The organism is Psychrobacter sp. T6-4 (assembly GCF_052258425.1).
Lineage (GTDB): Bacteria > Pseudomonadota > Gammaproteobacteria > Pseudomonadales > Moraxellaceae > Psychrobacter.
Map to the genome: position 1 here is coordinate 54,252 of NZ_JBQQEZ010000011.1, position 26,788 is coordinate 81,039.

25 protein-coding genes are annotated in these 26,788 nt (G+C 44.7%); 9 read left to right on the forward strand and 16 right to left on the reverse strand.

Annotated features, from left to right (window positions below; genetic code table 11):
- Window positions 1–105: 105 nt before the first annotated feature.
- Window positions 106–1,188 carry a YeiH family protein gene (locus ACTXGE_RS09045; RefSeq protein WP_317199214.1) on the forward strand — a complete coding sequence of 361 codons (1,083 nt, stop codon included), beginning with the start codon at window positions 106–108 and terminating at the stop codon, window positions 1,186–1,188.
- A 207-nt stretch (window positions 1,189–1,395) separates the two neighbouring features.
- Here the strand turns inward: ACTXGE_RS09045 and cspE are convergent, their stop codons facing one another.
- Together cspE and ACTXGE_RS09055 are read right to left on the reverse strand one after the other, a co-directional pair.
- A complete protein-coding gene (gene cspE / locus ACTXGE_RS09050; RefSeq protein ID WP_192524164.1) occupies window positions 1,396–1,605 on the reverse strand; it encodes a transcription antiterminator/RNA stability regulator CspE in 210 nt (69 codons plus the stop codon).
- A gap of 238 nt (window positions 1,606–1,843) precedes the next feature.
- Window positions 1,844–2,266 carry a YbaN family protein gene (locus ACTXGE_RS09055; protein ID WP_443543172.1) on the reverse strand — a complete coding sequence of 141 codons (423 nt, stop codon included), beginning with the start codon at window positions 2,264–2,266 and terminating at the stop codon, window positions 1,844–1,846.
- Window positions 2,267–2,597: 331 nt separating this feature from the next.
- On the opposite strand from ACTXGE_RS09055, the gene ACTXGE_RS09060 reads away from it, so the two are divergent.
- Window positions 2,598–3,431: a hypothetical protein gene (locus ACTXGE_RS09060; RefSeq protein ID WP_443543174.1), complete on the forward strand. Its 834-nt coding sequence runs from the start codon at window positions 2,598–2,600 to the stop codon at window positions 3,429–3,431.
- A gap of 83 nt (window positions 3,432–3,514) precedes the next feature.
- Here ACTXGE_RS09060 and ACTXGE_RS09065 read toward each other — a convergent pair whose 3' ends face one another.
- From ACTXGE_RS09065 to ACTXGE_RS09080, 4 genes are all read right to left on the reverse strand, one after another.
- The gene (locus ACTXGE_RS09065; protein WP_317199217.1) at window positions 3,515–3,946 is read right to left on the reverse strand and encodes a hypothetical protein; all 432 of its coding nucleotides are present in this window, start codon (window positions 3,944–3,946) and stop codon (window positions 3,515–3,517) included.
- A 346-nt stretch (window positions 3,947–4,292) separates the two neighbouring features.
- Window positions 4,293–5,600, reverse strand: a complete 1,308-nt coding sequence (locus ACTXGE_RS09070) for a VWA domain-containing protein (protein WP_443543176.1) — start codon at window positions 5,598–5,600, stop codon at window positions 4,293–4,295.
- Window positions 5,601–5,849: 249 nt separating this feature from the next.
- Window positions 5,850–7,544 carry a DUF262 domain-containing protein gene (locus ACTXGE_RS09075; protein WP_443543239.1) on the reverse strand — a complete coding sequence of 565 codons (1,695 nt, stop codon included), beginning with the start codon at window positions 7,542–7,544 and terminating at the stop codon, window positions 5,850–5,852.
- Between the two features lie 275 nt (window positions 7,545–7,819).
- A complete protein-coding gene (locus tag ACTXGE_RS09080; protein WP_443543179.1) occupies window positions 7,820–10,768 on the reverse strand; it encodes a valine--tRNA ligase in 2,949 nt (982 codons plus the stop codon).
- A 216-nt stretch (window positions 10,769–10,984) separates the two neighbouring features.
- On the opposite strand from ACTXGE_RS09080, the gene ACTXGE_RS09085 reads away from it, so the two are divergent.
- Window positions 10,985–11,998: a formate/nitrite transporter family protein gene (locus ACTXGE_RS09085; protein WP_443543181.1), complete on the forward strand. Its 1,014-nt coding sequence runs from the start codon at window positions 10,985–10,987 to the stop codon at window positions 11,996–11,998.
- 120 nt (window positions 11,999–12,118) lie between these two features.
- Here ACTXGE_RS09085 and ACTXGE_RS09090 read toward each other — a convergent pair whose 3' ends face one another.
- The 6 genes from ACTXGE_RS09090 to ACTXGE_RS09115 all read right to left on the reverse strand — a co-directional run bounded on the left by ACTXGE_RS09090 (window position 12,119) and on the right by ACTXGE_RS09115 (window position 16,914).
- A complete protein-coding gene (locus ACTXGE_RS09090) occupies window positions 12,119–13,012 on the reverse strand; it encodes a bile acid:sodium symporter family protein (RefSeq protein ID WP_317199222.1) in 894 nt (297 codons plus the stop codon).
- Window positions 13,013–13,303: 291 nt separating this feature from the next.
- Window positions 13,304–13,789: a YbjQ family protein gene (locus ACTXGE_RS09095; RefSeq protein ID WP_317199223.1), complete on the reverse strand. Its 486-nt coding sequence runs from the start codon at window positions 13,787–13,789 to the stop codon at window positions 13,304–13,306.
- Between the two features lie 58 nt (window positions 13,790–13,847).
- A complete protein-coding gene (locus ACTXGE_RS09100) occupies window positions 13,848–14,285 on the reverse strand; it encodes a YbjQ family protein (protein ID WP_317199224.1) in 438 nt (145 codons plus the stop codon).
- A 40-nt stretch (window positions 14,286–14,325) separates the two neighbouring features.
- Window positions 14,326–14,880, reverse strand: a complete 555-nt coding sequence (locus ACTXGE_RS09105; protein ID WP_443543241.1) for a UPF0149 family protein — start codon at window positions 14,878–14,880, stop codon at window positions 14,326–14,328.
- Between the two features lie 172 nt (window positions 14,881–15,052).
- On the reverse strand, window positions 15,053–15,283 hold the full coding sequence (locus ACTXGE_RS09110; protein WP_317199225.1) for a PA3496 family putative envelope integrity protein: 231 nt from the start codon (window positions 15,281–15,283) through the stop codon (window positions 15,053–15,055).
- 164 nt (window positions 15,284–15,447) lie between these two features.
- Window positions 15,448–16,914, reverse strand: coding sequence for a hypothetical protein (locus ACTXGE_RS09115; protein WP_443543184.1), 1,467 nt, complete (start codon window positions 16,912–16,914; stop codon window positions 15,448–15,450).
- A 298-nt stretch (window positions 16,915–17,212) separates the two neighbouring features.
- On the opposite strand from ACTXGE_RS09115, the gene serB reads away from it, so the two are divergent.
- The 6 genes from serB (at window position 17,213) to hemJ (ending at window position 22,653) form a co-directional block, all read left to right on the forward strand.
- On the forward strand, window positions 17,213–18,442 hold the full coding sequence (gene serB / locus ACTXGE_RS09120) for a phosphoserine phosphatase SerB (RefSeq protein WP_443543186.1): 1,230 nt from the start codon (window positions 17,213–17,215) through the stop codon (window positions 18,440–18,442).
- Window positions 18,443–18,614: 172 nt separating this feature from the next.
- Window positions 18,615–19,646, forward strand: coding sequence for a DUF368 domain-containing protein (locus ACTXGE_RS09125; RefSeq protein WP_443543188.1), 1,032 nt, complete (start codon window positions 18,615–18,617; stop codon window positions 19,644–19,646).
- Between the two features lie 146 nt (window positions 19,647–19,792).
- Window positions 19,793–20,182 carry an AciT family ciprofloxacin tolerance protein gene (gene aciT, locus ACTXGE_RS09130; protein ID WP_443543190.1) on the forward strand — a complete coding sequence of 130 codons (390 nt, stop codon included), beginning with the start codon at window positions 19,793–19,795 and terminating at the stop codon, window positions 20,180–20,182.
- A 161-nt stretch (window positions 20,183–20,343) separates the two neighbouring features.
- Window positions 20,344–20,850, forward strand: a complete 507-nt coding sequence (locus ACTXGE_RS09135) for an SCP2 sterol-binding domain-containing protein (RefSeq protein ID WP_317199230.1) — start codon at window positions 20,344–20,346, stop codon at window positions 20,848–20,850.
- 129 nt (window positions 20,851–20,979) lie between these two features.
- Window positions 20,980–22,110 (forward strand): biotin synthase BioB, encoded by a 1,131-nt coding sequence (gene bioB / locus ACTXGE_RS09140; RefSeq protein WP_443543193.1) that lies wholly within the window; start codon window positions 20,980–20,982, stop codon window positions 22,108–22,110.
- Between the two features lie 108 nt (window positions 22,111–22,218).
- Window positions 22,219–22,653 carry a protoporphyrinogen oxidase HemJ gene (hemJ, locus tag ACTXGE_RS09145; RefSeq protein ID WP_435949668.1) on the forward strand — a complete coding sequence of 145 codons (435 nt, stop codon included), beginning with the start codon at window positions 22,219–22,221 and terminating at the stop codon, window positions 22,651–22,653.
- A 93-nt stretch (window positions 22,654–22,746) separates the two neighbouring features.
- On the opposite strand, the gene ACTXGE_RS09150 is transcribed toward hemJ, so the two are convergent.
- The 4 genes from ACTXGE_RS09150 to ACTXGE_RS09165 all read right to left on the reverse strand — a co-directional run bounded on the left by ACTXGE_RS09150 (window position 22,747) and on the right by ACTXGE_RS09165 (window position 26,702).
- Window positions 22,747–23,364: a hypothetical protein gene (locus tag ACTXGE_RS09150; RefSeq protein ID WP_435949670.1), complete on the reverse strand. Its 618-nt coding sequence runs from the start codon at window positions 23,362–23,364 to the stop codon at window positions 22,747–22,749.
- A 196-nt stretch (window positions 23,365–23,560) separates the two neighbouring features.
- Window positions 23,561–24,052 carry a preprotein translocase subunit YajC gene (gene yajC, locus ACTXGE_RS09155; protein WP_443543195.1) on the reverse strand — a complete coding sequence of 164 codons (492 nt, stop codon included), beginning with the start codon at window positions 24,050–24,052 and terminating at the stop codon, window positions 23,561–23,563.
- 99 nt (window positions 24,053–24,151) lie between these two features.
- Window positions 24,152–24,868 carry a ribonuclease PH gene (rph, locus tag ACTXGE_RS09160; protein WP_317199235.1) on the reverse strand — a complete coding sequence of 239 codons (717 nt, stop codon included), beginning with the start codon at window positions 24,866–24,868 and terminating at the stop codon, window positions 24,152–24,154.
- 136 nt (window positions 24,869–25,004) lie between these two features.
- The gene (locus ACTXGE_RS09165; protein ID WP_443543243.1) at window positions 25,005–26,702 is read right to left on the reverse strand and encodes an AMP-binding protein; all 1,698 of its coding nucleotides are present in this window, start codon (window positions 26,700–26,702) and stop codon (window positions 25,005–25,007) included.
- Between the last annotated feature and the right edge of the window lie 86 nt (window positions 26,703–26,788).

A 26,788-nucleotide genomic window follows, 5' to 3' on the forward strand; every position in this document is an offset into this window, starting at 1 on the left:
AAGCTACCATTAAGCTAATAGTCATATCAGCTTAATCAACAGTAAGCAAGGTAAATACTAGGTTAAGTAAATACTAGATCAAGTAAATACTAAGTAAGGCAAATTATGAAGGCGATGAGTCAGACCCTTGGCAGTTATGTCCCCAGCAAACCTCAAGGGTTAGGACTGGTTGTCGTGTTGCTTGGTAGCCTATTTAGTTTATGGCTTGATAGTCGTATCACCATCTGGTCAGAGGGCGCTATAGTTGGCCTCTCGCCCCTCACCCTCGCGATCTTAATCGGTATCGTACTCGGCAATACCATCTATCCGCGTGTTGCCGATAGCTTGAGCGCGGGCGTAAACTTCTCAAAAGGTGAGATTTTGCGTCTAGCGATTATGCTCTATGGCTTCAAGCTCACCCTCACGCAAGTAGCCTCTGTCGGCATGCCTGCCATCATCAGCGATGCTGTAGTACTTACTTCAACATTTCTATTAACCTATTGGCTCGGTACAAGATGGCTTAAAGTCGATAAGCAAACGACAATGCTGATTGGCTCAGGGACGAGCATTTGCGGGGCGGCCGCTGTTATTGCAGCCCAGCCTGTGATTAAAGCTGACGCGCACAAAGTTACTATCGCTGTCGCAACCGTAGTCGTCTTTGGCACAGTTGCTATGCTGCTCTATCCGTTTTTGTATCATTTAGGCTGGCTTGCCCCGTGGCTTAATGCGCAGCAATACGGTATTTATACGGGTTCAACTGTTCACGAGGTCGCGCAAGTCGTCGTCGCGGGCAATGCTATCAATAGCGATGTCGGAGACACGGCAGTCGTGACTAAGATGATACGAGTCATGATGCTCGCGCCTTTTTTACTGATACTCTCTTTCGCTTTGACCAAAGGCAATCAAGCAAGCGGCGATAAGCTCACGCTGATACAGCGTACACGGCAAGTCAAAGTGCCTTGGTTTGCCTTTGTTTTTATTCTTATCGTAATTTTGCACACTTGGGTGCCTATGCCCGATAGCTTTGAGCGGACGATAGTGCGAGTAGATGATCTGCTACTGACGATGGCGATGTTTGCGCTAGGACTGACGACGCATCTAGGCGCTATCAAACAAGCAGGTATCCAGCCGTTGCTACTAGGCGCGATAATGTTTGCTTGGCTGATATTAGGCGGCGGGCTGATCAATATTGGGGTTAGCTTTCTTTGATACTTACAGAGTAAATCCTCTACTCTATTGTTAGCTATAAGGTAGAGGGCGTCTTTATTTATACTAATTGGCAGGTTACGTCGCTAACTACACTCTACAAAGACAACCGCAACCTCTTAAACCTTAAATGTTAGACCAAAAAAAACGAACCCGAAGGTTCGCTTTTTAAACATAGTGTTCTCTATGATTTATCTATAAAAAGATAAATTAGATAGCAACGATGTTATGAGCTTGTGGGCCTTTTTGACCTTGAGTTACAGTGAACTCAACTTCTTGACCTTCAGCTAAAGTTTTGAAACCAGAACCAGTGATTTCGCTGTAATGAGCAAAAACGTCTGCGCCGTTTTCTGGAGCGATAAAACCAAAGCCTTTAGCTTCGTTGAACCACTTAACTGTACCTTTTTGAGTATCTGACATAGTAATAACCTACTTTTTAATTTATTAATGGTCTAAATGACCGGTAACGCTTGCAAATAGCTACTGTACGATAAATATTAAAACGAAGGATTATAACTAATACTACGAGGTAATGATTTGGTGCAGAACTGCTTTTAAGCTTGGGCGTATTATAAGACCCTCTAGATACTAGCGCAAGCCTTATCTCGTATTTTGTGTAACTGGGACTGAGTGCTTGATTTGTTGGACGATGACCCCCTTATTGAGCATTTGGCAAGCGAAATAAATAGATAGCAACGCCCGTACACATCGCCGCAACGACCCAAGCTACCCAAACCATATCCTCTGGCAGGTTAAAAAACAGCATCGTCGTCGATAGCGCCATCATGATAGTCCCAAGCCACTTAGCGTAACGCGGTACGGCATGATTACGCTCCCAATCGCGCACAAACTTACCAAAGTATTTGTGATTGATCAGCCAAAAATGAAAGCGCCGTGAACTACGCGCCCAGCACCCTGCGGCAAGTAGTATAAAAGGCGCAGTCGGCATGACCGGCAGTACTATACCAATAATCCCCAACACAAAAAACACCCAGCCCAGCGTCAAAAAAGTCCAACGCATAGCAGGACTCGCAGACTGATTGGTACGCGGGCGATGATAAAAGGCTTTTTTTTCGCTCATAAGATGACGTCGTTGGGTGATAGAGAGTAAGCCACTAGATAAAAAATTACAGCGATCTATAGAAGCTAATCAGCATGCAATAAAGCCTACCAGAGCACAAGATTATTTTTATAGCTTTATGTTATATCCCGAGCATTAACATCATCTTAGAGGAAGTAATAGGCGCCCAAAAATAAATAGTTTTTTGCGTAAATAATAGTAGGAGAATCTTAAAAACTCATGCATAATTCGCCAGTTACTAGACTATTGTGCTGCGTAACCTGCTCCTTATTATTGATCTTCGCTTTGCTTCCTTTCGCCTCTAACTTTTATGCTGTTTACAAGGATATTCATGGTCACACGGTTCACTCTCCCCTCAGCCAAAGCGCTTACCCTACCCTTAGCCCTTGCCGCTATCACGGTATTTAGTGGCTGTGCAACGACGACAAATCCAGAAGCACGCTCAGCTTATGACAAAACCCAGCAAAACCTAAAGTCTCAGTCAGTTGGTATTATCAGTGACGGTTGTGTACTGCGAGTTGAGGTCGGTAAAGACGATATTATGTATCAAAACTCTGACGCCCTCTCTGTTGCTATTGCCAATACGCTAAAGGAGAGACTCACTGACAAAGGAGTGACTGTAAAAAATATCTCCTCCCCTTTTATTTGTGGCGCTTTGACACAGAAAGAGTTGGCACAAATGGACATTTTGGCTAGTGAAGATGCCAAAGATGTATTGAATACTAGTTACCCTGTACTCAGCTCCAGTAATACCTTTGATGGTGTCACCAATCAAGCGTATTTAAACCTATATATGGCGCTAGTTAATGCTAGTAAAGCCGGCGCAAGCAATATGAAAACAGGTTCATATACACCGCTTAATCTAGACGCCGCCAGCTTAAATGCTATCCGCAAAACTGAAGGTACAAACAAAGTATTCGTCGTTTTAGCCGCGGCTAACAAACAGTCATTTGGTCTAAAACTTGCTGCGGCCTCTACATCGCCACTAGCAGGTGCGATGATCAATAGAGCGCCTGGCAAAGATTACTCGATTCATCTGGTCAATTTAGAAACCAATCAAATTGAGTGGAATAAATTTGGTAAGATTGACTCTGAAGTATTCAAAGCGCCAGTAACGGGTACTATCGCAACCAAAAAAATGCTCGACCCGCTATACCCTGAATAAGCCTATAGCCTTAGCAACAAAAAACCGCTCACAATTCATATTGCGAGCGGTTTTTTATTGGACAACTTTAAGTGCCACAACCTTTATACCAAGATAAGCGCCAATATCGCAAAGACTAAAAAGTAAGCAAAAACGCCACCAATAGCGTATAGCGATTTGATCTCTTTGCCGTCAGCACCGCGCAGTCGAGCCAGCGTATAACCGAGCTTTAGAATAGAAATGGTAAAAAAGTAAAACGCTAAGATAAGTAGTACGATACTAATGGTAAAGATAGCCAAAGAAGATAGCGGGCCAAAAAAGGTCACGGTACCCGGAAACAAGGTTTCGCCCTTGATGATCAGTACCAATAACACTATCGCTACGCCCGACGCTGACGCATGAAAAAACAGCACATCATGAAACGTCGCATCCTTTTTATAAAAACTCGTCTCAATCTCAAAAATATCACCCTTGGCAGGTTTTCTTGGGCGCGAGTCTCTGGCAAGAATTGACTTGTAACTGTTGATGTTACTCACAGTAATCAAAAAGGCGAAAAAGGTTAGGGCAATCCAAAAGACAACATATATATTTATGATAGCGATTACTCCAATACAAATGAGAGAAGGACTTGACTATATCTAGGTATCAAATTTTGTAGTTGTTATTATATCGCTTATAGCGCAATCGATACAGCGCCAATCGATACCGTGGAGACACCCTTATATCTTAGCAGTTTGTAGAGATGCCTTTGTAAAAAAGTGCTGCAATAGATGATGGGGTTGTGTTGGATTGGCTAATCTCACATCAAAATTTTGATATAAAAAATCGCTACGACGAGATGCGGTAACGGTTTTTTGTACTAATCAAGATAAGAAGTTATTTTCATTTCTGTATCAACCCTATCTCACGTGCTTCTTTAAGCCAGCTTGGAAACTCTTCTAGCATATTTTCATATAAAGCTTCTTCGCTAACATCATCCAAATCGTCTAATTCAAAAAAGCTGCAATTATCAAGCAGTCGTCCAGTCATATCATCTAAGTCTTTTAATACGCCGTAACTGCGACCACCCAAACCAACGAATTGCCAGAATATAGGAAGCTTCGCCGCTTCAGTCATGACTCTCGTGATACCGCGATTATCATTCACCCCGCCATCACTGATAAATAGCACGTAGACAGGCACATCTAAGCCGTCTTTTTGATAAAACTCTGTCACGGCTTTCATGACTTCTGCTTCATTGTTGATGCGTGGGCCAAGTGCCCATTTACGCCAGCCACCTTGTACGGTGTCAATAAAATCAGCGTAGTTGTTCAGCCCAACCTCACCTAAATAAGAACAATGCTCACCGAATGCCCAACAGTCTAGTGCTTGGTCGTCATCAAAGCTGACGGCTAATGGCAACAGACGATTGACCACCTCTTGTACGCGACCTTCTTTATATTGGCGATTCATTGAGCCTGTGGCGTCTAATACCAAGGCAACCTTAGCGGTCAACTGCTGTAATTGGCGCTTTTCTAGCGAGATGGTGGCTTTTTTGGCAAGGTTAACTAGCTTTGGCGCTCTTTCTAACATAACCTTTTCTAAAGGGACTTTTAAGGTATTTATTTTAGAAGATTGCGGAGCTGATGAAGCCACAGTGTTATTTTCGTCTTGTGCTACATCACCACCGAAATGCTGCACGATGGCGGCAAGTCCTCCATTAAAACCTTGCGCGACGTTAGATACTCGCCAAACGCCACTTTTACGATAAAGCTGCATTAGCATACTGGCTTGCTGCTGAGCAAAGTCTGCTGCTTGATATTCTGCCTGCGCTTTTTGCGACTGCTGCCAAATGCCAATCTCTAACGATTGAATTTGATTCAGCGGCGTGTCGGCTGATAACACAAAAAACAAGCTGTCTATATTTGCAGCCAGTTTGGATAAATTCACTTCAAAATCGGCTTGGATACCTTTATTCGCTGTTGGCTGCGACTCGTAATGGGTGAGCTTGATTTGCCCGCATGGTGAGGTTGGCTGATTATAAAACACCATGTAATCATCATTGATCAGTTTGCCCGCTTCGTCTAAGGCAAAGCAGCTGATATCAATCTCTATCGGACTTTGGCGAGTGAACTTAAGCGTGATAGGTGCGGTATCGTCAATAGCAAGATTGCTTAAAGGCGCGCGTTGTCCGACGGTAAGATGATTCATAGTGTTCCTTACGTTAGATTTTTATTCCTTTAGGGATAATAGACTAATTACTGACATTAAAAAACTGCTGAAATTCAAGTCTATAATTGTTTCTTACATAAGAATATCTGCTTTAATTACTATACCTAGCACTATATTTGATTAAATCTAAGAAACTTACAAAACAAGCAAGTAAAAATAATATCTCAAGCAATATGAATATCAGCCTTGTAAATATTCTAAAGCAGATCGACTATAATATTTTTAATATTAACTATTGGTTTTAGGTGTTAGTCGGTTTAGCAAATTATCGTAGTAATACTCTGCTAAGCTTCTAGTTCTAAACTCTATATCACTTTCATGCCAATTACCTGAAAAGGTATTAGCAAAATCTTGTGTAAGCATAAAATCAGATTTTTTATATATAGATATTTTATCACTCACCTTCATATTATCTGCTTCTGCGTTCAACTTATTTCCTAAAGGTAGTAAGTTACCAATTTTACCTATACTCTGCTTACTAATAAGCTTTGAATCTTGTGGCTCAATATGTTCAAGAGTAAAAAAGTCTGCAGAAAATTCTTTATTTTCAAAACTAAAGCTTTCTATCTTATTGAAAATATATTGAATCAGCTTTTTGTCTGCTATGTCTTTCTTCAAATACTTCAACTCACAAAACTTTCTAATGAAAACATCTTTTTCGGGAACCTTCTTTATTAACTGCTCTTTCAGATCACTTAAAATAGGTTTGTATTCTATTTTATTTTTAGAATTAAACAAACCTCTAGCACTTCTAGCATATATTTGGTCTAGTCCAGATGCTCTTTGAGAACATATCGCGTTAAAAACGAAGTGAAAGTCTTCCAAGAATGTGATGATGTCAACAAAATCTTTATGTGCTATCACCTTGTCTTCTTTTTTTCTGAACAAAGATATAAAAAATAGCTTCTGCTGAGCAATATTGAAAATTTTAAAAGCCTGAAGTGAGTCATAAACTGATGCATCTTCCTGTCGAGGAAAATCTTCTTTATAAGGAAAAGAGATGACTTTATACATTTTTGAGTCATCATATAATTCAGAAATAAATGTTTCAGGTTTAATCTTACCTTTTTTTAGCTCTCTTTTAAAATTCTTGTACAAAGTATCTTTGCTAGCATTGGAATATCTTGATATCCACCAATGTCTTACATAATTGTCTAAATTCCCAGATCTGGAAGATCTCGAATTAACAATATCATATATAGATTTCCATTTAGTTTTTGCATCATCATCTGGATGTACTGTTTGCATATTTTTAAACAGGGTGTTTTTTATAAGATCAACTGAACTTAAGTCCATACCTCTAGCATTGAGCGTTTCAAATATTGTATAAGCCTCTTCTTCCTCTTCAACAGTTATATATATTACTTTAAGATGTTTTAAAACCTGTTCGCGTATAGCAACTAAGGCATCCACATATGCCACTTTATCTTCTTGTTCTATACCAAAGGTAGAGCTAAGATTTTCAGCTGAAATATAGGAATACAAATCATCAAAGTTATTCTGTAAGTTTTTTTCTTCATCTGTACTTGCTTCACTTCTATCCATCTTTTTTATATGCTGTATTTCATTTTGGAGAAACGGTTTTGGACTTTCATTTTCCAACTTAAAATAAGTATCTCCATCATCCGTCTCTCCAATTATATAATTATTATAAATAGCTTCAGACTTTCTAGTTTCACATAAACTATCAAATTTTCTACAAAGCACAGAAAGCAATATCGTAATAGTGGTTAATCTTTGTTGACCATCAACTATTAAAAGGTTCGTTTTTTTATCGTCGCCCACCAAAACTAAAGTACCTATAAAGTATTCAGAATGATGAAAAACTCCATGTTCAAGAGTTATATTATTAGTGATATCTTCCCAAAGTTCCTCAATATGGCTTTTTTTCCAAGAATAAGGTCTCTGAAACCGAGGAACAATATATTTTTTTGCACCGAAAACAAATCAGAAATAGTTCTTGTATAAGCATGTAATTGCATAAGTTATTATTCCTTTAAATTTTTGATTAATTTTGCACTTATCTAATTAAAACAGGCTGTTAGTTTAGCAGAATCAACACTAATCTAGATAGTAGCACACAAATATTCAGTATTTGGCAATACTAAGAGTTCTTTAGAGAACTAATCAGTAGACAATAAAAAACGCCATCACAAGTGTGACAGCGTCTTTCATTACTATAGATATTTACGCTTTATTTACAACGCTTTCAACTCTTCCATCTGCGCTGTCATCGCCGTCAACTGCCCTTCTAGCTCAGCCAGTTTCGCCTTCTCAGCATCGACCACTTCTGCAGGTGCTTTACTGACAAAGCCTTCATTACTCAGCTTGCGCGCGATGCCTTCGGCTTGCTTTTGCAGCTTCTCGTAGGATTTACCCAAACGATTAAGCTCAGCCGTTGGATCGATTAGCCCTTTCATCGGTACTAGTACACGTAGCTGCCCGACCATACTTGATGATGACAATGGTACGTCATTGCCTTCTTTTAATATCTCTAAGCTCTCTACTTTGGCAAGCGCTTTAAACTGGTTTTTGATACGTGATAGACGCGCATCTTCATCACTAGAGATATTTTGTAGGAGCACTGGCAGGCGTACCGCGTTACCCAGTTTCATCTCACCACGAATATTACGGACGCTAGCGATGAGCTCTTGTAGCCAGTCCATATCCGCTTCAATTTGTTCACTAATTTGGGCGCTATCGGTTTGTGGATAGTCGGCAATAACGATGCTATCGGTGTTTTTACGACCCAGTAGCGGCGCGATGGTCTGCCAAATCTGCTCGGTCAGATACGGCATGATCGGATGGGTAAAACGCATGGCAGTCTCGAGCACATGCAAGAGCACGTAGCGGATTTGGGCTTTGCGCGCGTCTGTTACCGAGTCATCATTGAGACTGGCTTTGGCAAGCTCAACGTACCAGTCACAGTACTCATTCCAGATAAACTCATAGATATCTTGGCTGACCATATCGAGGCGATACTGAGCGAAATGCTGATGAATGTTTTTGATGCTGGAGTTTAGGCGGCTCATAATCCACTTTTCGGGTAATTCCCACACCTCAGGATTGGGCGCTTGGTCGATAGGTAGCGCGTTGCTGTCTTTATCCACGCAGTTCATCAGTACAAAACGGCTAGCGTTCCAGATTTTATTACAGAAATTACGGTAGCCCTCGACACGTTTAAGATCAAAGTTAATATCACGCCCTGTACTCGCTAAGGACGTAAAAGTAAAGCGCAGCGCATCTGTACCAAACGCTGGGATACCTTCTGGGAACTCTTTACGCGTTTGCTTCTCAATCTTAGCCGCGTCTTTGGGATTCATCATATTGCTAGTGCGTTTTCCGACCAGCGCTTCCAAGTCGATACCGTCAATCAAATCGATCGGATCTAAGACGTTACCCTTAGATTTGGACATCTTTTGACCATTGCCATCACGCACGAGGCCATGGACATAGACGGTCTTGAACGGGACTTGCGGCGTGCCATCATCATTTTTGACAAAGTGCATGGTCAGCATAATCATCCGCGCAACCCAAAAGAAGATAATGTCAAAACCAGTCACCAAGACGCTAGTCGGGTGAAAGGTCTCAAGCACGCGCGGATCAGCGTTCGGGTCTGCCCAGTCAAGCGTACTAAATGTCCAAAGGCCCGAGCTAAACCAGGTATCAAGCACATCATCGTCTTGGCGCAATTTGACGTCGTCGCTTAAATTGTATTTACTACGCACTTCGGCTTCATCACGCGCCACATAAATCTCACCAGTCGCATCGTCATACCACGCAGGGATACGATGCCCCCACCACAGCTGACGGCTGATGCACCAGTCCTGCAAGTTGTTCATCCATGCCATATACATGTTTTTATATTGGGCAGGGACGAACTCGATACGACCGTCTTCGACCGCGTCAATCGCCGGCTGCGACAGCTTATTCATAGCGACATACCACTGATCGGTCAAAAACGGCTCGACGATAGTGCCACCACGCTCAGCACGCGGCGCTTTTAGAGCGTAGTCCTCGATGTCCTCAAGCCAGCCTTCGCTTTTCGCTTGCTCAATGAGTACCTTACGGGCGGCAAAACGTTCAAGCCCCGCATACTCGTTAGGCGTACTCTCAAGCGCAGGCTCGCGCACTTGCAAGTCGGTATAGACCTCCATCTCAGCTAAGACATTCGCGCGCTCATCTAAGATATTGATCAGCGGTAAGCTATGACGGCGACCCAATTCATAATCGTTAAAGTCATGCGCTGGGGTGATTTTGACCACACCCGTGCCGAAGTCTTTTTCGACATAATCATCGGCAACGATAGGCACCACGCGGTTTGTGATAGGCAAGGTAATGGTTTTACCGATTAAATGCGTATAGCGCGCGTCCTCTGGATTGACCGCGACCGCAGTATCACCAAGTAAGGTTTCAGGACGCGTAGTAGCGACGACGAGGTAGTTTTTGCCGTCTTGGGTAGTGAGGTCTTTATCGGTAAAAGGATAGCGAAAATGCCACAAGCTGCCCTTTTCGTCGACGTTTTCGACTTCCAAATCTGACAGCGCCGTTTGAAATTTAGGGTCCCAGTTGACCAGACGCTTACCGCGATAAATCAGCCCTTCATCAAATAGACGTACAAAGACTTCTTTGACCGCGTTAGACAAACCGTCATCCATAGTAAAGCGCTCACGCGACCAATCCACTGAGCTGCCAAGTCTGCGAATCTGCGTAGTAATGCTGTCACCCGACTCTTCTTTCCATTCCCAGACTTTATCGATGAAGTCTTCGCGGGTCATGTCGCGGCGTTTGATACCTTGAGCTTCCAGACGACGCTCAACGACCATCTGGGTAGCAATACCCGCATGATCGGTGCCCGGTTGCCACAGCGTATTATCGCCATCCATACGGTGATAACGAGTGAGCGCGTCCATAATCGCATTATTAAAGCCGTGACCCATATGCAGGGAACCTGTGACATTGGGCGGCGGCAAAGCGATAGAGAACGACTCATCACGATCAAAAGTCGGTTTAAAGTAGCCGCTATCCTCCCAGTCTTGATACATGCCCGCTTCGACATCGCTTGGATTGTAGGCGTTTTCTAATTGATTAAGGGCGGCTTGAATCGATTGGGTGAGATTGGAGTTGTTAGTATTGGGATTGCTCATAGTTTTATCTTTTATTAATTAAAAGTAGACATAATAAGTGGTAGAGTGATTTTAACGCAGATGACAGGATTTTGTTAGGTGCTAAGATGATTTAGCGCCGATTGAGTATGACTTAACAATCAACAACAGCAATGCCCCTAATATTTAACATAGTCTATAAGCGTAACTCTCTACACTAGCAGTCTATTATAGAGTCAGTTATCAAGCGAGCGTATTGTGACCCAAGAGAGCAAACAGACTAAGAGCAACGATCCACTCACCTCATCAGAGCATTTGGCAGATGGCGCGACAGACCTCGATGGCACCATCAAGGACGAGGATTTTCCTGAGCAGATCAGCGATGCCGACAAAGAGACGATAAAACGCGTTGCCAGCGATGACAATCTAAGTCAAGCCAAGAGTTACGCGAGTATCTTAGTTGAGCAGGTTATCGATGCCAAGGAGACCTTTGATCGCTCTTTGGGTTCTTTATTTACCAGTGCCTTTACCGCAGGGCTGGAGATTGGCATTAGCTTTTTTGTCATTCTCTCCGCCTTTGCCTTGCTCACTCAGGTCATGCCTAATAATTTTGCTATGGTGCTCTCTTCCTTGCTGTATCCGATAGGCTTTATCATCGTGGTTATCGGGCAATCTTTACTGTTTACCGAGCAGACATCACTACTGAGTTTACCTGTTATCAATAAGATTGAACCGGTGAATAAATTACTGCGGCTGTGGGGCATTGTTATCGCGGGCAACGTGGTCGGCGGTTGTCTGTTTGCCGCCCTGATGATTGGCTTAGGACTCAACATGCATCTATTTAGCGCAAGCGATATCGATGCTTACGCCGAGCATATTTTGGGATTTCGCTGGTGGGTTATTTTTGGCAGTGCCGTACTGGCTGGCTGGATGATGGGCATTGCCGCTTGGCTAGTTACCTCATCGCGCGATACCATTAGCCGTATTTTACTCGTCACTTTGATTACTGGAAGTATTGGGTTTTTGGGTTTGCATCACAGTATCGTCGGTAATATTGAGATATTCTCCGCCCTACTCTATGGCAATACGGTTAGTCTTGGGCGCTATCTTGTGTTTTTAGCCATTGTACTGGCTGGCAATACGGTCGGCGGCGTGGTGTTCGTCGCTGTCCTCAAAAACCGCACCTTTTTGTTTGATATTGCCAAAGCCAAAGAGCAGGACAAAGAAGCTAAAGTCGATAAGATTGCTCGTATTAATGGCCGTAGACGCTAAAGCGAGTCATCATTCAAAAACAGGCTTATTTTTATTGCATATATAATCAAAAAAGCCCTATGTCATAGCGTATTTCGCTACGATATAGGGCTTTTTAAGTGCTCAAAACAGTCGTTTATTTTAAACTGCGACTGCTTGCTCTCTTCTGAACTTAGCGCTAAATACTCTGACCATAATACCTGCGGTCAAGAACATAATGAGCGTATAAATCGCAGGTGTCATCGACATATCGTAGTTCGATAATAAGGTAAGTGCCATAAAGATCGATAAGGTACTGTTTTGCAAACCAACCTCCATCGTGATAGAGGTTCTTTGCGTCAAGCTCAAACCAAACCACTTACTACTATAGTAACCAATCGCCATCGTCACCACATTTAGAATCAACGATACAGGCCCTGTATCAATAAGAGCATCAACGATGATATCTCGCTGCACGTAACTCAAAAACACCACCAAAAAGGTCAAAAATATCACGCCAAAACGCGAGACCAGAACTTGTGAGCTATCGGCAACCCTTGGCGCAAAACGCTTAATCAACATACCGATGCTAATAGGCAAAATAGTAATGACAAACAACGACACCATAGTCTTGACAATCGGCAGCTGAAACTCGGAACCTGCGCCCATAAAGTGAATGAGCGAAAAGCTTAATACGATAGGAATGGTAAATACAGTAACGACGCTAGCAATCGCGGTCATCGTGACTGATAGCGCCACATCGCCTTTGGCTAAAAAGGTAAATAAGTTGGAGGTCGTGCCACCAGGACAGAGCACGAGCAGCATAACACCGACTGCATATTCCGGTCGTAATGGCATGATATTGGCTAAGGCAAAACCGATAATCGGCAGTAAAATAAGCTGATTGGTCAGACCAATGCTGACCGCCTTTGGATACTTTAATACTCGTTTAAAGTCGTTGGTGATAAGGGTCATGCCCATACCCATCATGATCAAAAACAGACAGATAGGAATAACAACAGAATTGACTAAGGTAACTAATTGAACACTTTCCATAACTACATCCATGTAGATAAGACCAATTATCGGTCAGTTTATGAGAGCCGCCTGAGGCGCTATCTTTTGCACTTTCATCAATAAAAATAAAGGCGATAGCGACTGGCAAACGTAAGCCAGTATAGCGTCGTCATAGGCGAGTTATGGCGTTGATTGCGTTACTACTCAGTCAGTTATAGGCTTTTGTAATGAGATCTGTGGCTTGAGAAGTAAATAAGAGGGTAAGTATTAAGAGAGTAGGCAAAGTGCTAGGGTATAACTATTTGGCATGCTCTAGCTGTTCAACGTGCTCTAGCTATAAGGTTGAGTAGTAGTGTCAGTACTAATGACTGCTGTACCATATGCGATAGCCTCGACCATACTGCCAAGCTGATTGATATTAGTGACCTCTAAGCGTAGCCCGTAAACGTGATTGTAGCCTTTGCTTTGAGCCTCAGTACGCATTCGCACTAGTGCTTCACGGCGGGCGCGATCGAGCAAGGTTTCATAAGTGGTCAGGTTTTTGCCAAATAGGCTTAAGATTTTGGCGATAACCATCTTAAAGTAGTCTTGTGCAATAACCACGCTACCAAGTACCAGCTCGCCTTGTGTCCCTGTCGACAAGCTAGGACGGTAAAAACGCTCGCTTGAGACTACAATATGACGCAGATCGTTCTCTGACACCTTCAAGCGCGCCAAATGCTGACGTTCATGACGCATGCCAAAAAACCACCCTACTACAAATAAGATAAGTAGCGGCGCGTAGTTGATTAGGATTTGGCTCATAGAGTTGTTCATGGACTATCTCTTATCTCAACGCTTTAACGTCGTCTTAGCGCCAAAGCGTTAAGCCTATTCATTCGCCAAAAGGATTAAAACGCGGCAAGTCATCAGTTGGGGTTTGCGTAGGATTTGGGGTTTGCCCAATCTGACTATGTTGCTGATGAGCCGACTCATCTACTCGCTGCTGCATAGGTATCGCCTTGACCGCTGTGCCATAAACAAACAGCTCGGAGGCACCTTGAGCGATACTAGAAGTCGAAAAACGCAGACCTACAACCGCATCCGCGCCAAGCGCTTCAGCTTTTATGATCATGCGATCGATCGCTTCTTGGCGCGACTCCTCTAATAACTCGGTATAGGCGGTCAGCTCACCGCCGACGATATTTTTGAGGCCAGCAAACAGATCTTTGCCGACGTGTTTTGAGCGCACCGTACTGCCATACACCACATCCAAGCGCTCAGTGATTTGGTAGTTCGGTAAATGCTCAAGATTGGAGAGTTGTACCGCCATGGTATTGCCTTTTTAGTGACTGTATCAAATGTAAGTAAATCTAATCATTGGTATGAAACAATAAAAACAGCTCGGTCAAATTGCTCTCAATACCGTTGACCATCTGTACCATATTGTCCTCGTTAACACGCATCTGCGCCAGTTCAGGATCTTCGTCATCAATACCGCTTAGTACGATCATAGGTAGAGTGAGCACCGCCACATCATCGCTGGTCTCTTCGTCCGCAAACCAATCGCTCGCATCATCGCCATACATCGCATCGACGAATCCTATAGACCAAGCGACAATATCTGACTCCTCAGAGAAATCGATTGCTTGCTCACTACCTGCGTCTTCATTAAAGGGCAGCTCTATTGGCGTCTCGTTTTTGAGCTCAGCTAAGATGGCTGCGCGCCAGCGTTTGATGCCATCGACGACATTGGCTGGAATCTCACTAATATGACCTTCAAATAGCGCCTCAATCCAATTGGGAAGCTCAGGGCCTACGATTGTCGCTGTCAAAAACCCATGAGTGGCGATGCTATCGAGCACAAACTGGCTCTCTTGCGTGTCCAAATAATCTAGCAGTTGATCAAAACTTAATGGGTCCATAATAGATCATCCTTTATCGGTAGCGCTTATGGCGCAAAAATGGCTGCGGCGCTAAGCCTTTCAGTAACTTTAGTCACTTAGCGCAGTAACATTGAGCTTAACACAGTTAAGTTTTTAGCCAATTAGACAAATTGTATGACTATGTGTAGCCTCTGGCTCATTGCTATACTGTTAGTTACTCGTCGTCCCAATCGTCATCATCGTCATCAAAGTCATCGAGATCGTCCATCTCATCTTTTAGCTCTTTGGCTAGGCGCTTTTCTTCTAGTAAGTTGTCGATTAAACGACGTTTCTCTAAACTGCTCAAACGAGTACGGACGCTGGTCTCCGCCTCTTCTACCATCTTTGCATCATCATCGTCGACAAAATCATCATCAAAATCGTCGTCAATATCAGCGTCACTCATGACAAACTCCTATCATTATGGGGTGGAGGTTAAAAGGGTTACTGATGTTAGTCACTGCTAAACACATCAGTATCTATATGCCTTATAAGGTTTCAGGGTAATCTTGTCAATCCTTTTTGCCGCCTGCGCGCTTTAAGTAGTCAATACTATTTTAACCATAACTATTACTCATCTATCATCAACACGGCATTGCGCACATCAGCGAGGCGCTGAATCAGGGCGTCATTGCCACCATCAAAGATGGTGCACTCACGCTCATAGACTGTCGTTGGACGCTGCACGCTCTTAACTTTTACATGGGTTGCAATCTGTTTGAGACCGGCGTTTGGCAACAAAATAAGCATCTGCTCTTTACTGCCGATGCTCTCAAGCAGCTGTGTCATGGCCTGTAGCTGCACCTTGTCACTGACGCCTGCTTTTGCCGGCAAAGCAAAACGCGCCAGCTCAATATGCTTGTCATGAATGATCTTGTTGAGCATCAGGTATAGCTTGGCGAGCATCACGCCCGCTAGCGCCACTTTAGCATGGCTATTATCTGCCTTTAGCAGAGCGATAGCTGCGCCCTTATCATCAAAATGTGGCTCATTGATAGCGCTCACGCCGAGCAGTAGCGGTAATCTGAGCAGCTCGTTCATAGCTTGATTAAGCAGCTGAGTACAAAGCGCTAAATAAGGCGCGCGCATCTCAGGCGCCAAGCGCTCAAGCATATTGAATTCGTCATGGAGCATAATCTGTACGCTGACATGATCGAAAGTGCGAGCAGAGGACAGCTTCGATGTTTTATTAGGCTCAGATGCTGCGTGAGTTGAGGTATTAGAACCCTGATCGACATTGGAGTCACTGCCAGCAGTATTTGGCACATCTACAGCTTGTTCGCGATTTGCATCAGGGTTTTGTTGCGACTTAAGGTAGGCATTGAGCTCATCGTGGATGCTGGCAGCACTAACCCCTTTTTTGGTATCGTTTTTGATTTTAGCATCTTTGGTATTGGTGCTAACAAGGCTGCTATCCGCTGATTTTTGCTCTACAGCTTCAGTATCATCAACACTACCGGACACAGCACGGCGATTATAAAGGTTTTGCCCCTCTTGTCTATAGCGATCACGGTGCAGGTCTTGAATCTCATGACTTAGGGTATTGATTTGTTCTTTAGTTGGGCGAGCGACATAACCATAGAGCAACCACAAAAACAGATGCAGCAGTAATGAGCCGATCACAAACGGCCACTGCATAGCGATGATCTCGCCCTTACTAATATCTTTTAGAGTTAAAGCCACACTACCAATGACTGCATCGCCTTTGGTCGCCATTTTGCGAATGGTATCGCCTTGTTGCATAGGCGCGTTGCCGACAGGTACGAGTAGCTCATCGTTGCTGTCCTTGATCACGATGCGAGCGACGTCTTGCTCGCTGGTGTAGCGATTGGCAATCACACTTAAGCTGACGCGGTCTTTGTTCTCTAAAGCCAGCCTAGCCTCGTCAATGAGCTGGGCGACCATTTGCTCGCCCTTTTGCGCACGGCTTTTGGACAACTGCTGATCAGTACTAATGACTAGTAGCAAAGTTTGCAGACAAAAACTAACCAGAATAATAATGGCAAACAACCCTTGCCGCGGCGCTAAATACATCATGATAGGATAAACTTTTTGAATAATTAAAATTAAAAAACGACGTAAGTACTCGTTTTCAAAGAGGCGTTTGCTGGTTATTAAGCTCTAAAGAGCTATGGCTTAAAGAGTATCACTCTTTAAAGAGCCGCTGTCATAAACTATGGCTACTATATCACTATCGTCGTCGTTATGGCGTGCGATAAATCCACTGTAAAACAATTTTTACATCATTTTTACTTTTTAGCGTATCTATAGGCGCTACGCTGTAAAACTGTTATTATTCCTAGTCTCATATCAGCATACAAGGGACAATTGAGCCATGCCAAAAAACACACCTTACTCGTTACCAAAAGACAGCAAAGCATGGCAGCAGGCCGTCGACTCTATCGCTTCACTTTTACCCAAAGATACGCACTTGCAAGATTTTGACACTTTGCAATCGCTTCCTGTTTTTGCGCTTATCGTCGTTTTGCCCTTTCACATACCCACGCTCGATATTCATCACTATGTGCAATCGTGGGTGGATGAGCAGCCTAATTGGCACTTAGTGACTGTCGCTGAGGATACCCAAGCGCATTTTGTAGAGGTCGCTATCGATGATATCGATACCACGCAAGCGACTGCTCGCCCGCCTTTTGTCTCCGTGCAAGTGTATCGCTATTTATTTGTGCCCGTCACAGATACTTTGATGCATCCTGCCAAGACCAGTGCCGCCGCGCACATTATTGATGATCAATTAACCACTCGACTGCGTCATGACTTAGCTCAAAATAGTTTGGCTCAAAATAGTTTGACTCAAAATAGTTTAGCTCAAAACGATAGCACGCAAGAGAGCAGTACTCAAACCAGTAGCGCAGAGCTGGTTGATTGTCATATTCTCTCGGTCGGTCATATGCTGCGCACGCACAAGCTAGCCTGCTTTGATATGGACTCAACCTTGATTGAGCAAGAAGTTATCGTTGAGCTGGCAAAAGCGGCAGGCGTTGGCGATCAAGTCGAGACCATTACTGAAGCGGCTATGCGCGGCGAGATAGATTTTGATGAGTCATTCGTGCAGCGTGTGGCGTTGTTGCAAGGGCTGTCAACAGATGTCTTGGATGATATCTGTACGCGTCTTACTTTATCGACAGGGGCGCGCGCGACAATCAGCGCCCTCAAAGCTCTGGGCTATCATACGGTATTGGTCTCAGGCGGCTTTACGTATTTTGCGCATTATATCGCCGAGCAGTTAGGCATTGATGAAGTACACGCCAATCACTTAGATATCGAAGATGGCGAGGTTACAGGCCATGTTCAGATGCCTATCGTGAATGGTAATAAAAAGGCAGCTATCGTCGCTCATACCGCAGAGCGCTTGGGGCTTGCTATGTCGCAAGTGGTCTGCGTCGGTGATGGTGCAAACGATCTACCGATGATGGCAGATGCCGATTTGGGCGTCGCTTACCGCGCCAAACCTATTGTACAAGCGCGCGCTGATGCGGCAATCAATGTTACAGGACTTGAAGGCGTTCTATACGCGCTTGGCTACCCTGCTTTTATTCCTGCATAATCCATATCGAATTTAACGATAGTTCAGCGTAGCGACAAGTTTTTAAAGATAAGTCAGATGGACGATATAACCGTTCATCTGGCTTATTGTTTATACTTGATATCGTTTATACTTCTCACTCTTTTCAATGCTCATCCCTACTTTGATCACTTACCACCCTAAAGGAATGTCCATGACGGCATCACCCTCACCGCAGCCAGACACACCGCCTGCCACAACTGATACCACCTCAGACGCGCACTTAAACGCTAACCTAAACCCTGCTTTAGATACTCATCCTACCTATGATGACAGCCCAAAGCAGTTGCTTGGCGTATATGTCAAAGGCATTGCTATGGGCGCAGCCGACATTGTACCGGGCGTCTCTGGCGGTACGATAGCGCTGATATCAGGCATCTACGAGCGTCTTATCAATGCCATTAGCCGTATTGGTCCAAGTTTGTGGGGCGTGTTCCGTCAGCGCGGCGGTATCAAAGGTGTCGGTGACGTTTGGCGTCAGGTTGATGCAACTTTTCTGGTGTGTTTGCTCTTAGGTATTGTGACTAGCTTTATTGCTTTGGCAGGTATGATTAAGCATTTGCTGGACAATCAGCCCTTATTGATCTGGTCGTTTTTCTTTGGTTTAGTAGCAGCGACGGTCGTTATTTTACTGACCGAAATCAAGCGCTGGAATATAGGCCGAGCAAGCTTATTTATTATCGGTCTGGTAGTCGCCGTTGGCGTTAGTAGTTTGCCCCTGCTGAGTTCAGCACCTAGTCTGCCCTATCTATTTTTTGCAGGTGCTATCGCAATTTGTGCGATGATATTGCCTGGTATTTCAGGCTCGTTTATTCTGCTCTTGCTTGGTGCTTACGATGCGGTGTTAGAGGCCGTCAGCACCATGAATATAACAGTTATATTGACAGTAGTCGCTGGTATGGCAACGGGTCTATTACTGTTTACGCGCGTGCTTAAGTGGCTATTGTCGCGTTACTATCAGGCGACTTTAGCGCTTTTAACAGGGTTTATCGCAGGCTCTTTAGTCAAAGTCTGGCCGTGGAAAATATCGATAACGAATGCTTTGCATAACGATGCGGTACATAACGTTATGCCGTGGCAATACCCTGCTGGCGCGCAGTGGTTTATGACGATAAGCTTGATGCTATTAGGCGCGGTATTGGTATCTTTATTGTCGTGGTGGGGACGTCAAAACGGGCGAGCTTAAGCAAAGATTGGCTTTGCTATAGTTGTGATTTAGCGCGCTCAAATCAGACGTCAACGGTTGTCGCAAAGTCGCCTTATGACTCTTCTTCTTTATCCGTTTTGCTTTCATAATGGTGTTATTGAAATTCACCTTTATAAGCGAGATGAATGATGTTGTTGACTATATTTTCTTTTGACGCACTAAGTATAAATAGCACTACGATACTCGGTCTGAGTCTGCTGGCAGGATTGGTTGTGGTATTAGCATTGTCCTCACAGCGCTGGCTACTTTGGTACTTGCTCGGCGGTATGGGATATTGGCTAACGGTTGAGGCGATAAGTGGTTTGGTGTCGAGCTGGTTTGTACTCACTGAGTGGCACAGCTACGTGCTGGCGATGGGTATTAGTTGGGTGCCGCTGGGGCTGTGGGTGCTATACAGAGCTATTCGCTACGAGGATGTCAGCACAGCCTTACAAGAGCAGCGTGAGCTTAAAGCCGCCCGTTATGTTGAGCATAGTCCTGTATACGATGATGATTACACCCCGCGCTTTCAGTAGTGCAAGCGAGTTATACTTCTCAGACCCAATCTTTGTTTCAATCTAATTTTACCTAATGACGTAATAGACACTAATCGTTGATACTTGGGTGACATAAGTATAGTAAACTACGCTTCATTTTATCGCTCATCCACCTTTTGACATATATTAGGAGCTTATCTATGTTTACTATACCTGTTTTAGATATCAAATCTGACCCATTAGATGTGCTATTGGCTGTTGTTGGCTACCGCTTGTCCATGCTTGCTGATAGCGACAACGAAGAAGTCGCGGCTCTATTGGCTGATCGTCAAGTGACTATCGAGATTGCAAGTGAAGAGGCAGACGTTGCTCGTTACTTTACTTTTGATAATGGACAGTTTAGTCAGCGTAGTGGCCATGCCGAAAAAGCGGACTTGACGATCAACTTTAAAGATTCAATGACAGGCGTCAAGCTGTTGACCAAAGGTAGCTTGCCTGCCTTTATGACCGCTGTTCAAGAAGGCAATTTGAGTATCGAAGGCGATTATAGCTTGATGATGTGGTTTAATAAGCTTGCCAAACACATCGTACCGACTATTCCAGAAGAGCTTAAGCCCTACATCCAAAAAGCTAAACCATATGCTTATAAAGCTCAGCAGTTCGCTGGACATTGGGTCGGCGTTGCTAAGCACAAGATCGGTAAATAAGGGTAAAGTTGGCGTGATTGATTAGCGCTCTGGTGTTCTTAAAAGGTTGCGGTATACTACGGGTATCGCAACCTTTTTTTATGGCAAAAAAACAGGCTTATCGTTTATTAAAATAAAAGGACTTCACTCATGGCAGGATTGCTTAGTATTTCAGAACCTAGCATCAGACAAAACAGTACCCCAAACAGTGATGCAGCAACCAATAGCTTAAACAACGCAGCACACATTAAACCCAGCCGCGAGCAGATCGCTGAGCTATTTGATCTACCGCTTACAGATTTATTATTGCAAGCACAGACTGTTCACCGTCAGCATTTTACAGCCAATGAAGTCCAAATCAGCACCTTGCTCTCTATCAAAACAGGCAATTGCCCTGAAGACTGTGGCTATTGCTCACAGTCCGGTCATCACCGTGACAAGACTGAGCTGCAAGCAGAAAAGCGCTTGGATATCCAAAAGGTAATTGCCGCGGCCAAACGCGCCAAAGCCACAGGCTCATCGCGGTTCTGTATGGGCGCGGCCTGGAAGCATCCGAGCGCAAAAGACATGCCATATGTGGCTGAGCTGGTCAAAGAGGTCAAAGCCTTGGGGCTTGAGACTTGCATGACGCTTGGTATGCTCGACGCCGATCAAGCCGAGCAATTAGCCGCAGCGGGACTTGATTACTACAATCATAATTTGGATACCTCCAGACGCTACTATGAGCAAGTGGTCAGTACGCGCAGCTATGATGAGCGCTTAGATACCATCGCTCATGTGCGCAACTCTGGCATCAATGTCTGTAGTGGCAATATCGTCGGTATGGGCGAGAGCCGTGAGGATCGAGTGGACTGGCTGTATGAGCTGATCAAAATGCCAAAAGCCCCTGAGTCTATACCCGTCAACTTACTCGTACCGATTAAGGGCACACCTATTGGAGATAAAGTAATCGCTGAGGGTGAGCTGTCTGTGATCGAATGGATACGCACGATTGCGGTAACTCGTATATGCTGCCCGACCAGTTATGTGCGCCTGTCTGCAGGACGCGAGAGCTTATCTGATGGTGAGCAGGCGCTCGCCTTTATGGCAGGTGCCAACTCCTTCTTTTATGGTGACAAGCTCCTTACGACTGGTAATGCCAGTCAAGCAAGCGACAATAGACTAATGCAAGAGCTGGGTTTGACCGCACAGCTTGCCACGCCAAGAGCACTTAAGCATGTCCCTGTGCTCGACGTTATGAGTGGGCATCAATCGCACGTACTTGCCGAATCGCTTGTCTAAGCTGCTAAGTTGACATCAATCAATTCACAACAGTATCCGTTGGCGCTTTAGGTTAAGCTATTGCGCTAATTCACAACTTTTTTGCTAAAAAGGCGACGAGCAGACACTATGGCAGATTACTTTAACTGGATCAAAGCGGCGCATATCATTTCAGTGGTGTGCTGGTTTGCAGCGATTTTTTATTTACCGCGCTTGTTCGTTTATCATGCGATGAGTGAGGACAAGATCAGTCAGGACCGCTTTGTGATTATGGAGCGCAAACTATATCGCGGCATCATGACGCCATCGATGATAGCGACGTGGATATTTGGCATTTGGATGGTGGTGCATGGTTGGGAGGTGTACAAAACCCAAGGTTGGTTGCACGTCAAAATAGTCTTAGTGGTTTTGTTGTCAATTTACCACGGTGCGTGCGGCTATTATCGCAAAAAACTGGTTGATAATCCGCAGTATAAGACTCATAAATTTTGGCGCTGGTTTAACGAAGTGCCCGTCATAGGCTTAGTTATTATCGTCATTTTAGTCGTCGTAAAGCCCTTTTGAATTTATATTAAATCTGACAACCAAAAAGCGTTCGTACTCATTTAAATAAAAAATAAATACGGACGCTTTTTTGTGCTTAAAAACATCTAACTTCTAAATCGTTGGGCGCATGATCTGGTAGACATTACTCAAATCATAGACTCGGTAGCGGGCAGGCTCGCGGCGATTCTCGCCGGCGTAACTAAGTATGAGTGCCTCTTTTGCCGCCTTATCAGTCCAGCCAACAAACAGTCCGCTGTGCTCGACGCCGTTGTAGCCGTGATTGATATAATAGAGCCAGTCCCCTGCTTTTATCTCGTGACTCGCGGCGTATGGGCCTTGTCCATATTTGCCTTTATGCACGGTATCGCGCGTGACGCCAGCACGCTTGAACACCGCATCTAAATAATCCCAGCAGCCGCCTTGGACGATAGTACGCTCATTGAGCGCCATCGTACGCGCCGTGCTAATCACTTCCCGCGCAGCAGGGCTGCTTTGCCTCTCTGCAAGGCTAAGCAGTGGCAAATACTCGCTATCAACGTTGTCATACTGTCCTGACAAAAATGCGGGCAATACCGCAGGAGCTTGGCGCTGTATACTAGGATACTGATAACTGGTATTGACCGAGAGCGACTTTTGCGCAATAAGCTGACTCATACTATCAGCATGAGCAGGTAAGGTGATAAATGGCAATAATAAAGCGCTACATAAGCAAATGGATAAACGCGGCATGACTCACTCCCTGTCGATATAATTTAACTTCACTTATAAACCATTTATAGCGCCTATCGCAAGCCTTATTACTAAGCTTAAGACGATAAAAGGCGTAAAAAAGCAGATAAGAGGTAGGAGTAGAGCCTAATGATTTGTTTTAAGATAATAGATTGAAGAGAATAAAAAAAGTATTCGGCGTTAAAGAGCGCAAAGCCTATTGCTCACTCATTTTGATATTAGCGTTGCGCTTAGTGATCGCTTGACCTTGTAGTATTGCTTGGGCGGCTTTGGCCTCTTGCACATTATCAAAACCACTAATATGATATTTGCGCGTGCCCTCGCCGTCCAATATTTGTAGCTGCTCACCAAAGAGCGTCACCTTATCGCTAATGCCAAGCGCAATGGTCGCGCGCCGCCCTTGATTATCATGTATAAGCTTGCCTGCCTGCACCCATAGCGTACCTGTACTGATAATGCCGCTTTGTGCCGCCTTGCGCTGTTGGCGCTGGCGATTAAAGATAAAGCTACCAACCACCAGCAAAGCCAATGCCCCAATAGACAGGCGCTCTGGCAATAGGCTCATCGCCAAAGCGACTGCGATTGCACCGATAAGTAGCGCTGAGCCGAACCAAAACAGCCCATTATCGGCAGTAGCAGGCGCGCCTTGCAGAGTGATTTTTGCGCCGTCATCGGTCAGCTTGAGCATATAAAGAACCTATCGTCTTATCATAAAAGTAGCAGCCAAACCTTAATCTGGCTGCCCGTACTATTTACCAGCCAAATGCTACTTACTCGCCAAAATTATTTACCAGCCAAGCGCTGTCTTTTGCATAGCTACCAGCTCGCTAATGCCTTTTTCAGCCAGTATTAACATGTCATCTGCTTGCGCGCGAGTAAATGGCTTGTCCTCGGCCGTACCTTGTAATTCAATGAACTCGCCTTTTTGCGTCATCACCACGTTGAGATCAGTATCACAATTAGAATCCTCTTCGTAGTTAAGATCAAGATAGGCTTGACCGTCTTTCATACCAACAGAGACTGCTGCCACCAGACCAATTAGAGGATCAGCTTTAAGCTTTTTGGCTCGCTGCAGGCTCTCAAGCGCGTCGATTAAGGCAACCGCAGCACCCGTGACACTTGCGGTACGAGTCCCGCCGTCTGCTTGCAACACATCACAATCGAGATAAATGGTATTTTCGCCCAATTTGCTTAGATCTATCATCGCCCGTAAGCTACGACCGATTAAGCGCTGAATCTCTTGAGTGCGTCCTGATTGCTTACCGCGAGCCGCTTCACGCTGATTGCGGGTATTGGTTGCGCGCGGTAGCATACCGTATTCCGCGGTGATCCAGCCCTTACCTTTGCCTTTGAGCCAGCGCGGTACGCCTGACTCGACGCTCGCCGTACACAAAACTTTGGTGTCACCGAAGCTTACGAGCACGGAGCCTTCAGCATGTTTGGTATAGTGACGCTCAAAGCTAATGTCTCGAAGTTGGTTCAGCTCGCGGTTATCATTGCGCATAAATATTCCTAGTGTGACGTCATAACAAGTGCAGTGTTATAAGTGATTGAATAAGTGAGATATCCTAACGCGGCAGTGGCGTAATAGCAAGATTGACCCTTATCGCTGCACTACCGCTTGAATTAAGTATGGATGATTACTCCAAACCTTCCATTTTGCGCAGCTCTTTGCGCAATATTTTGCCGACATTTGACTTAGGCAGCTCATCAACGAACTGAATATGACGTGGACGCTTGTAGCCGGTTAGATGCTTTTTGCCATAATCGAGTAGTTCTTCTTCTGTGACCTCGCCCTTCTTGACGACAAATAGCTTAGGATCCTCGCCGCGCTCATCGCTTGGCACACCAATAGCGCCGCACTCATTGACCGCTGGATGCTCAGTCATGACCTCTTCTATCTCGTTGGGATAGACGTTGAAGCCTGAAACGATAATCATGTCTTTTTTGCGATCGACAATCTTGATAAAGCCTTTTTCATCCATGATGCCGATGTCACCTGTCTTAAGATAACCACTAGCAGTGAACGTCTGGGCCGTTTCATCAGGACGGTTTTGATAGCCGATCATCACCTGCGGACCTTTAACGCAGATCTCACCGCGTGCACCTATGTCAACCTCGTTTTCCTCATCATCGATAAGGACGATATCGGTGCTCGACGCTGGAATGCCGATTTTACCCGTGAATTCAGCGATGGTCATCGGGTTAAAGGCGACAACTGGAGAGGTCTCTGATAGACCATAGCCCTCAACGATAGGCAGTCCTGTAATCTCATGCCACTCTTTTGCGACGCTTGTCAGCACTGACATACCGCCGCCGATAGACGCTTTTAGGTTAGAGAAATCTAACTCGGCAAAACGCTCGTTATTGACCAGTCCATTAAACAAAGTATTGACCGCTGGGATAAAGGTAGGCTTGTATTTACCCATCTCTTTTATCAGACCATCAAGATCGCGCGGATTAGGAATCAGCAAACCAGTATAGCCTTGATACATGCCGTACATGCCGCAGACCATAAACGAGAACACATGATACAGCGGCAACGCGGTCAAAATCACATCATCGCTGCTCACATCATCTTCAAAAGCGCTATTAATCAGTACGCTAATCTGTAGCATATTGGCGACCAAATTACCATGCGAGAGCATCGCGCCTTTAGCCACGCCTGTGGTACCACCCGTATACTGCAATAGTGCCACATCACTGAGATTGAGATTAGGACGCTTGTATTGACTTGCCGAAACTGCGTTCAACGCGTCTTTAAAACTTACGCTGTTAGGCAAATGATAGGCGGGGATCATCTTTTTGATATGACGGGCGACTAAGTTTACGACCCTGCCCTTTATAGATCCGAGCATATCGCCGATTTTGCAAACGACGACATGTTCGACCTTACCTTTGTCCTCTGCTTCTTGATAGGTTTTTGCAAAGTTCTCAACAATAAAGATGGCTTTAGCGCCGCTGTCATGCAACTGATGCGACAGCTCACGACTGGTGTAGAGCGGGTTGATATTGACGAGCACCATACCAGCACGGATGATGCCGAGCGCGACGATAGGGTATTGCAAGATATTAGGCATCATGACGCCGACTTTATCACCTTTAACTAACCCCAATGATTGCAGGTAACTTGCAATCTGGCGACTGTACCTATCTAACTGCTTAAAGGTGATCGATGCGCCCATACAGATATAGGCAGTTTTTTGTCCGTAGCGGCGAAAGTTACGCTCGAACACCTCGATCATAGACGTGTCATCTTCGGGCATATCGATGGTGGCATCAATGCCGTAGCGCTCATAAGCGCTCAGCCAAGGTCGATCGCTAGGTATCGTTGGCATATTAGGAAATTCAGTGGTTTTAGGCTTTGCTTGGGTATTTTTTGTTGTTTTATCATCTGCGGCCTTCTGGTCAGCGTTTTGATTAT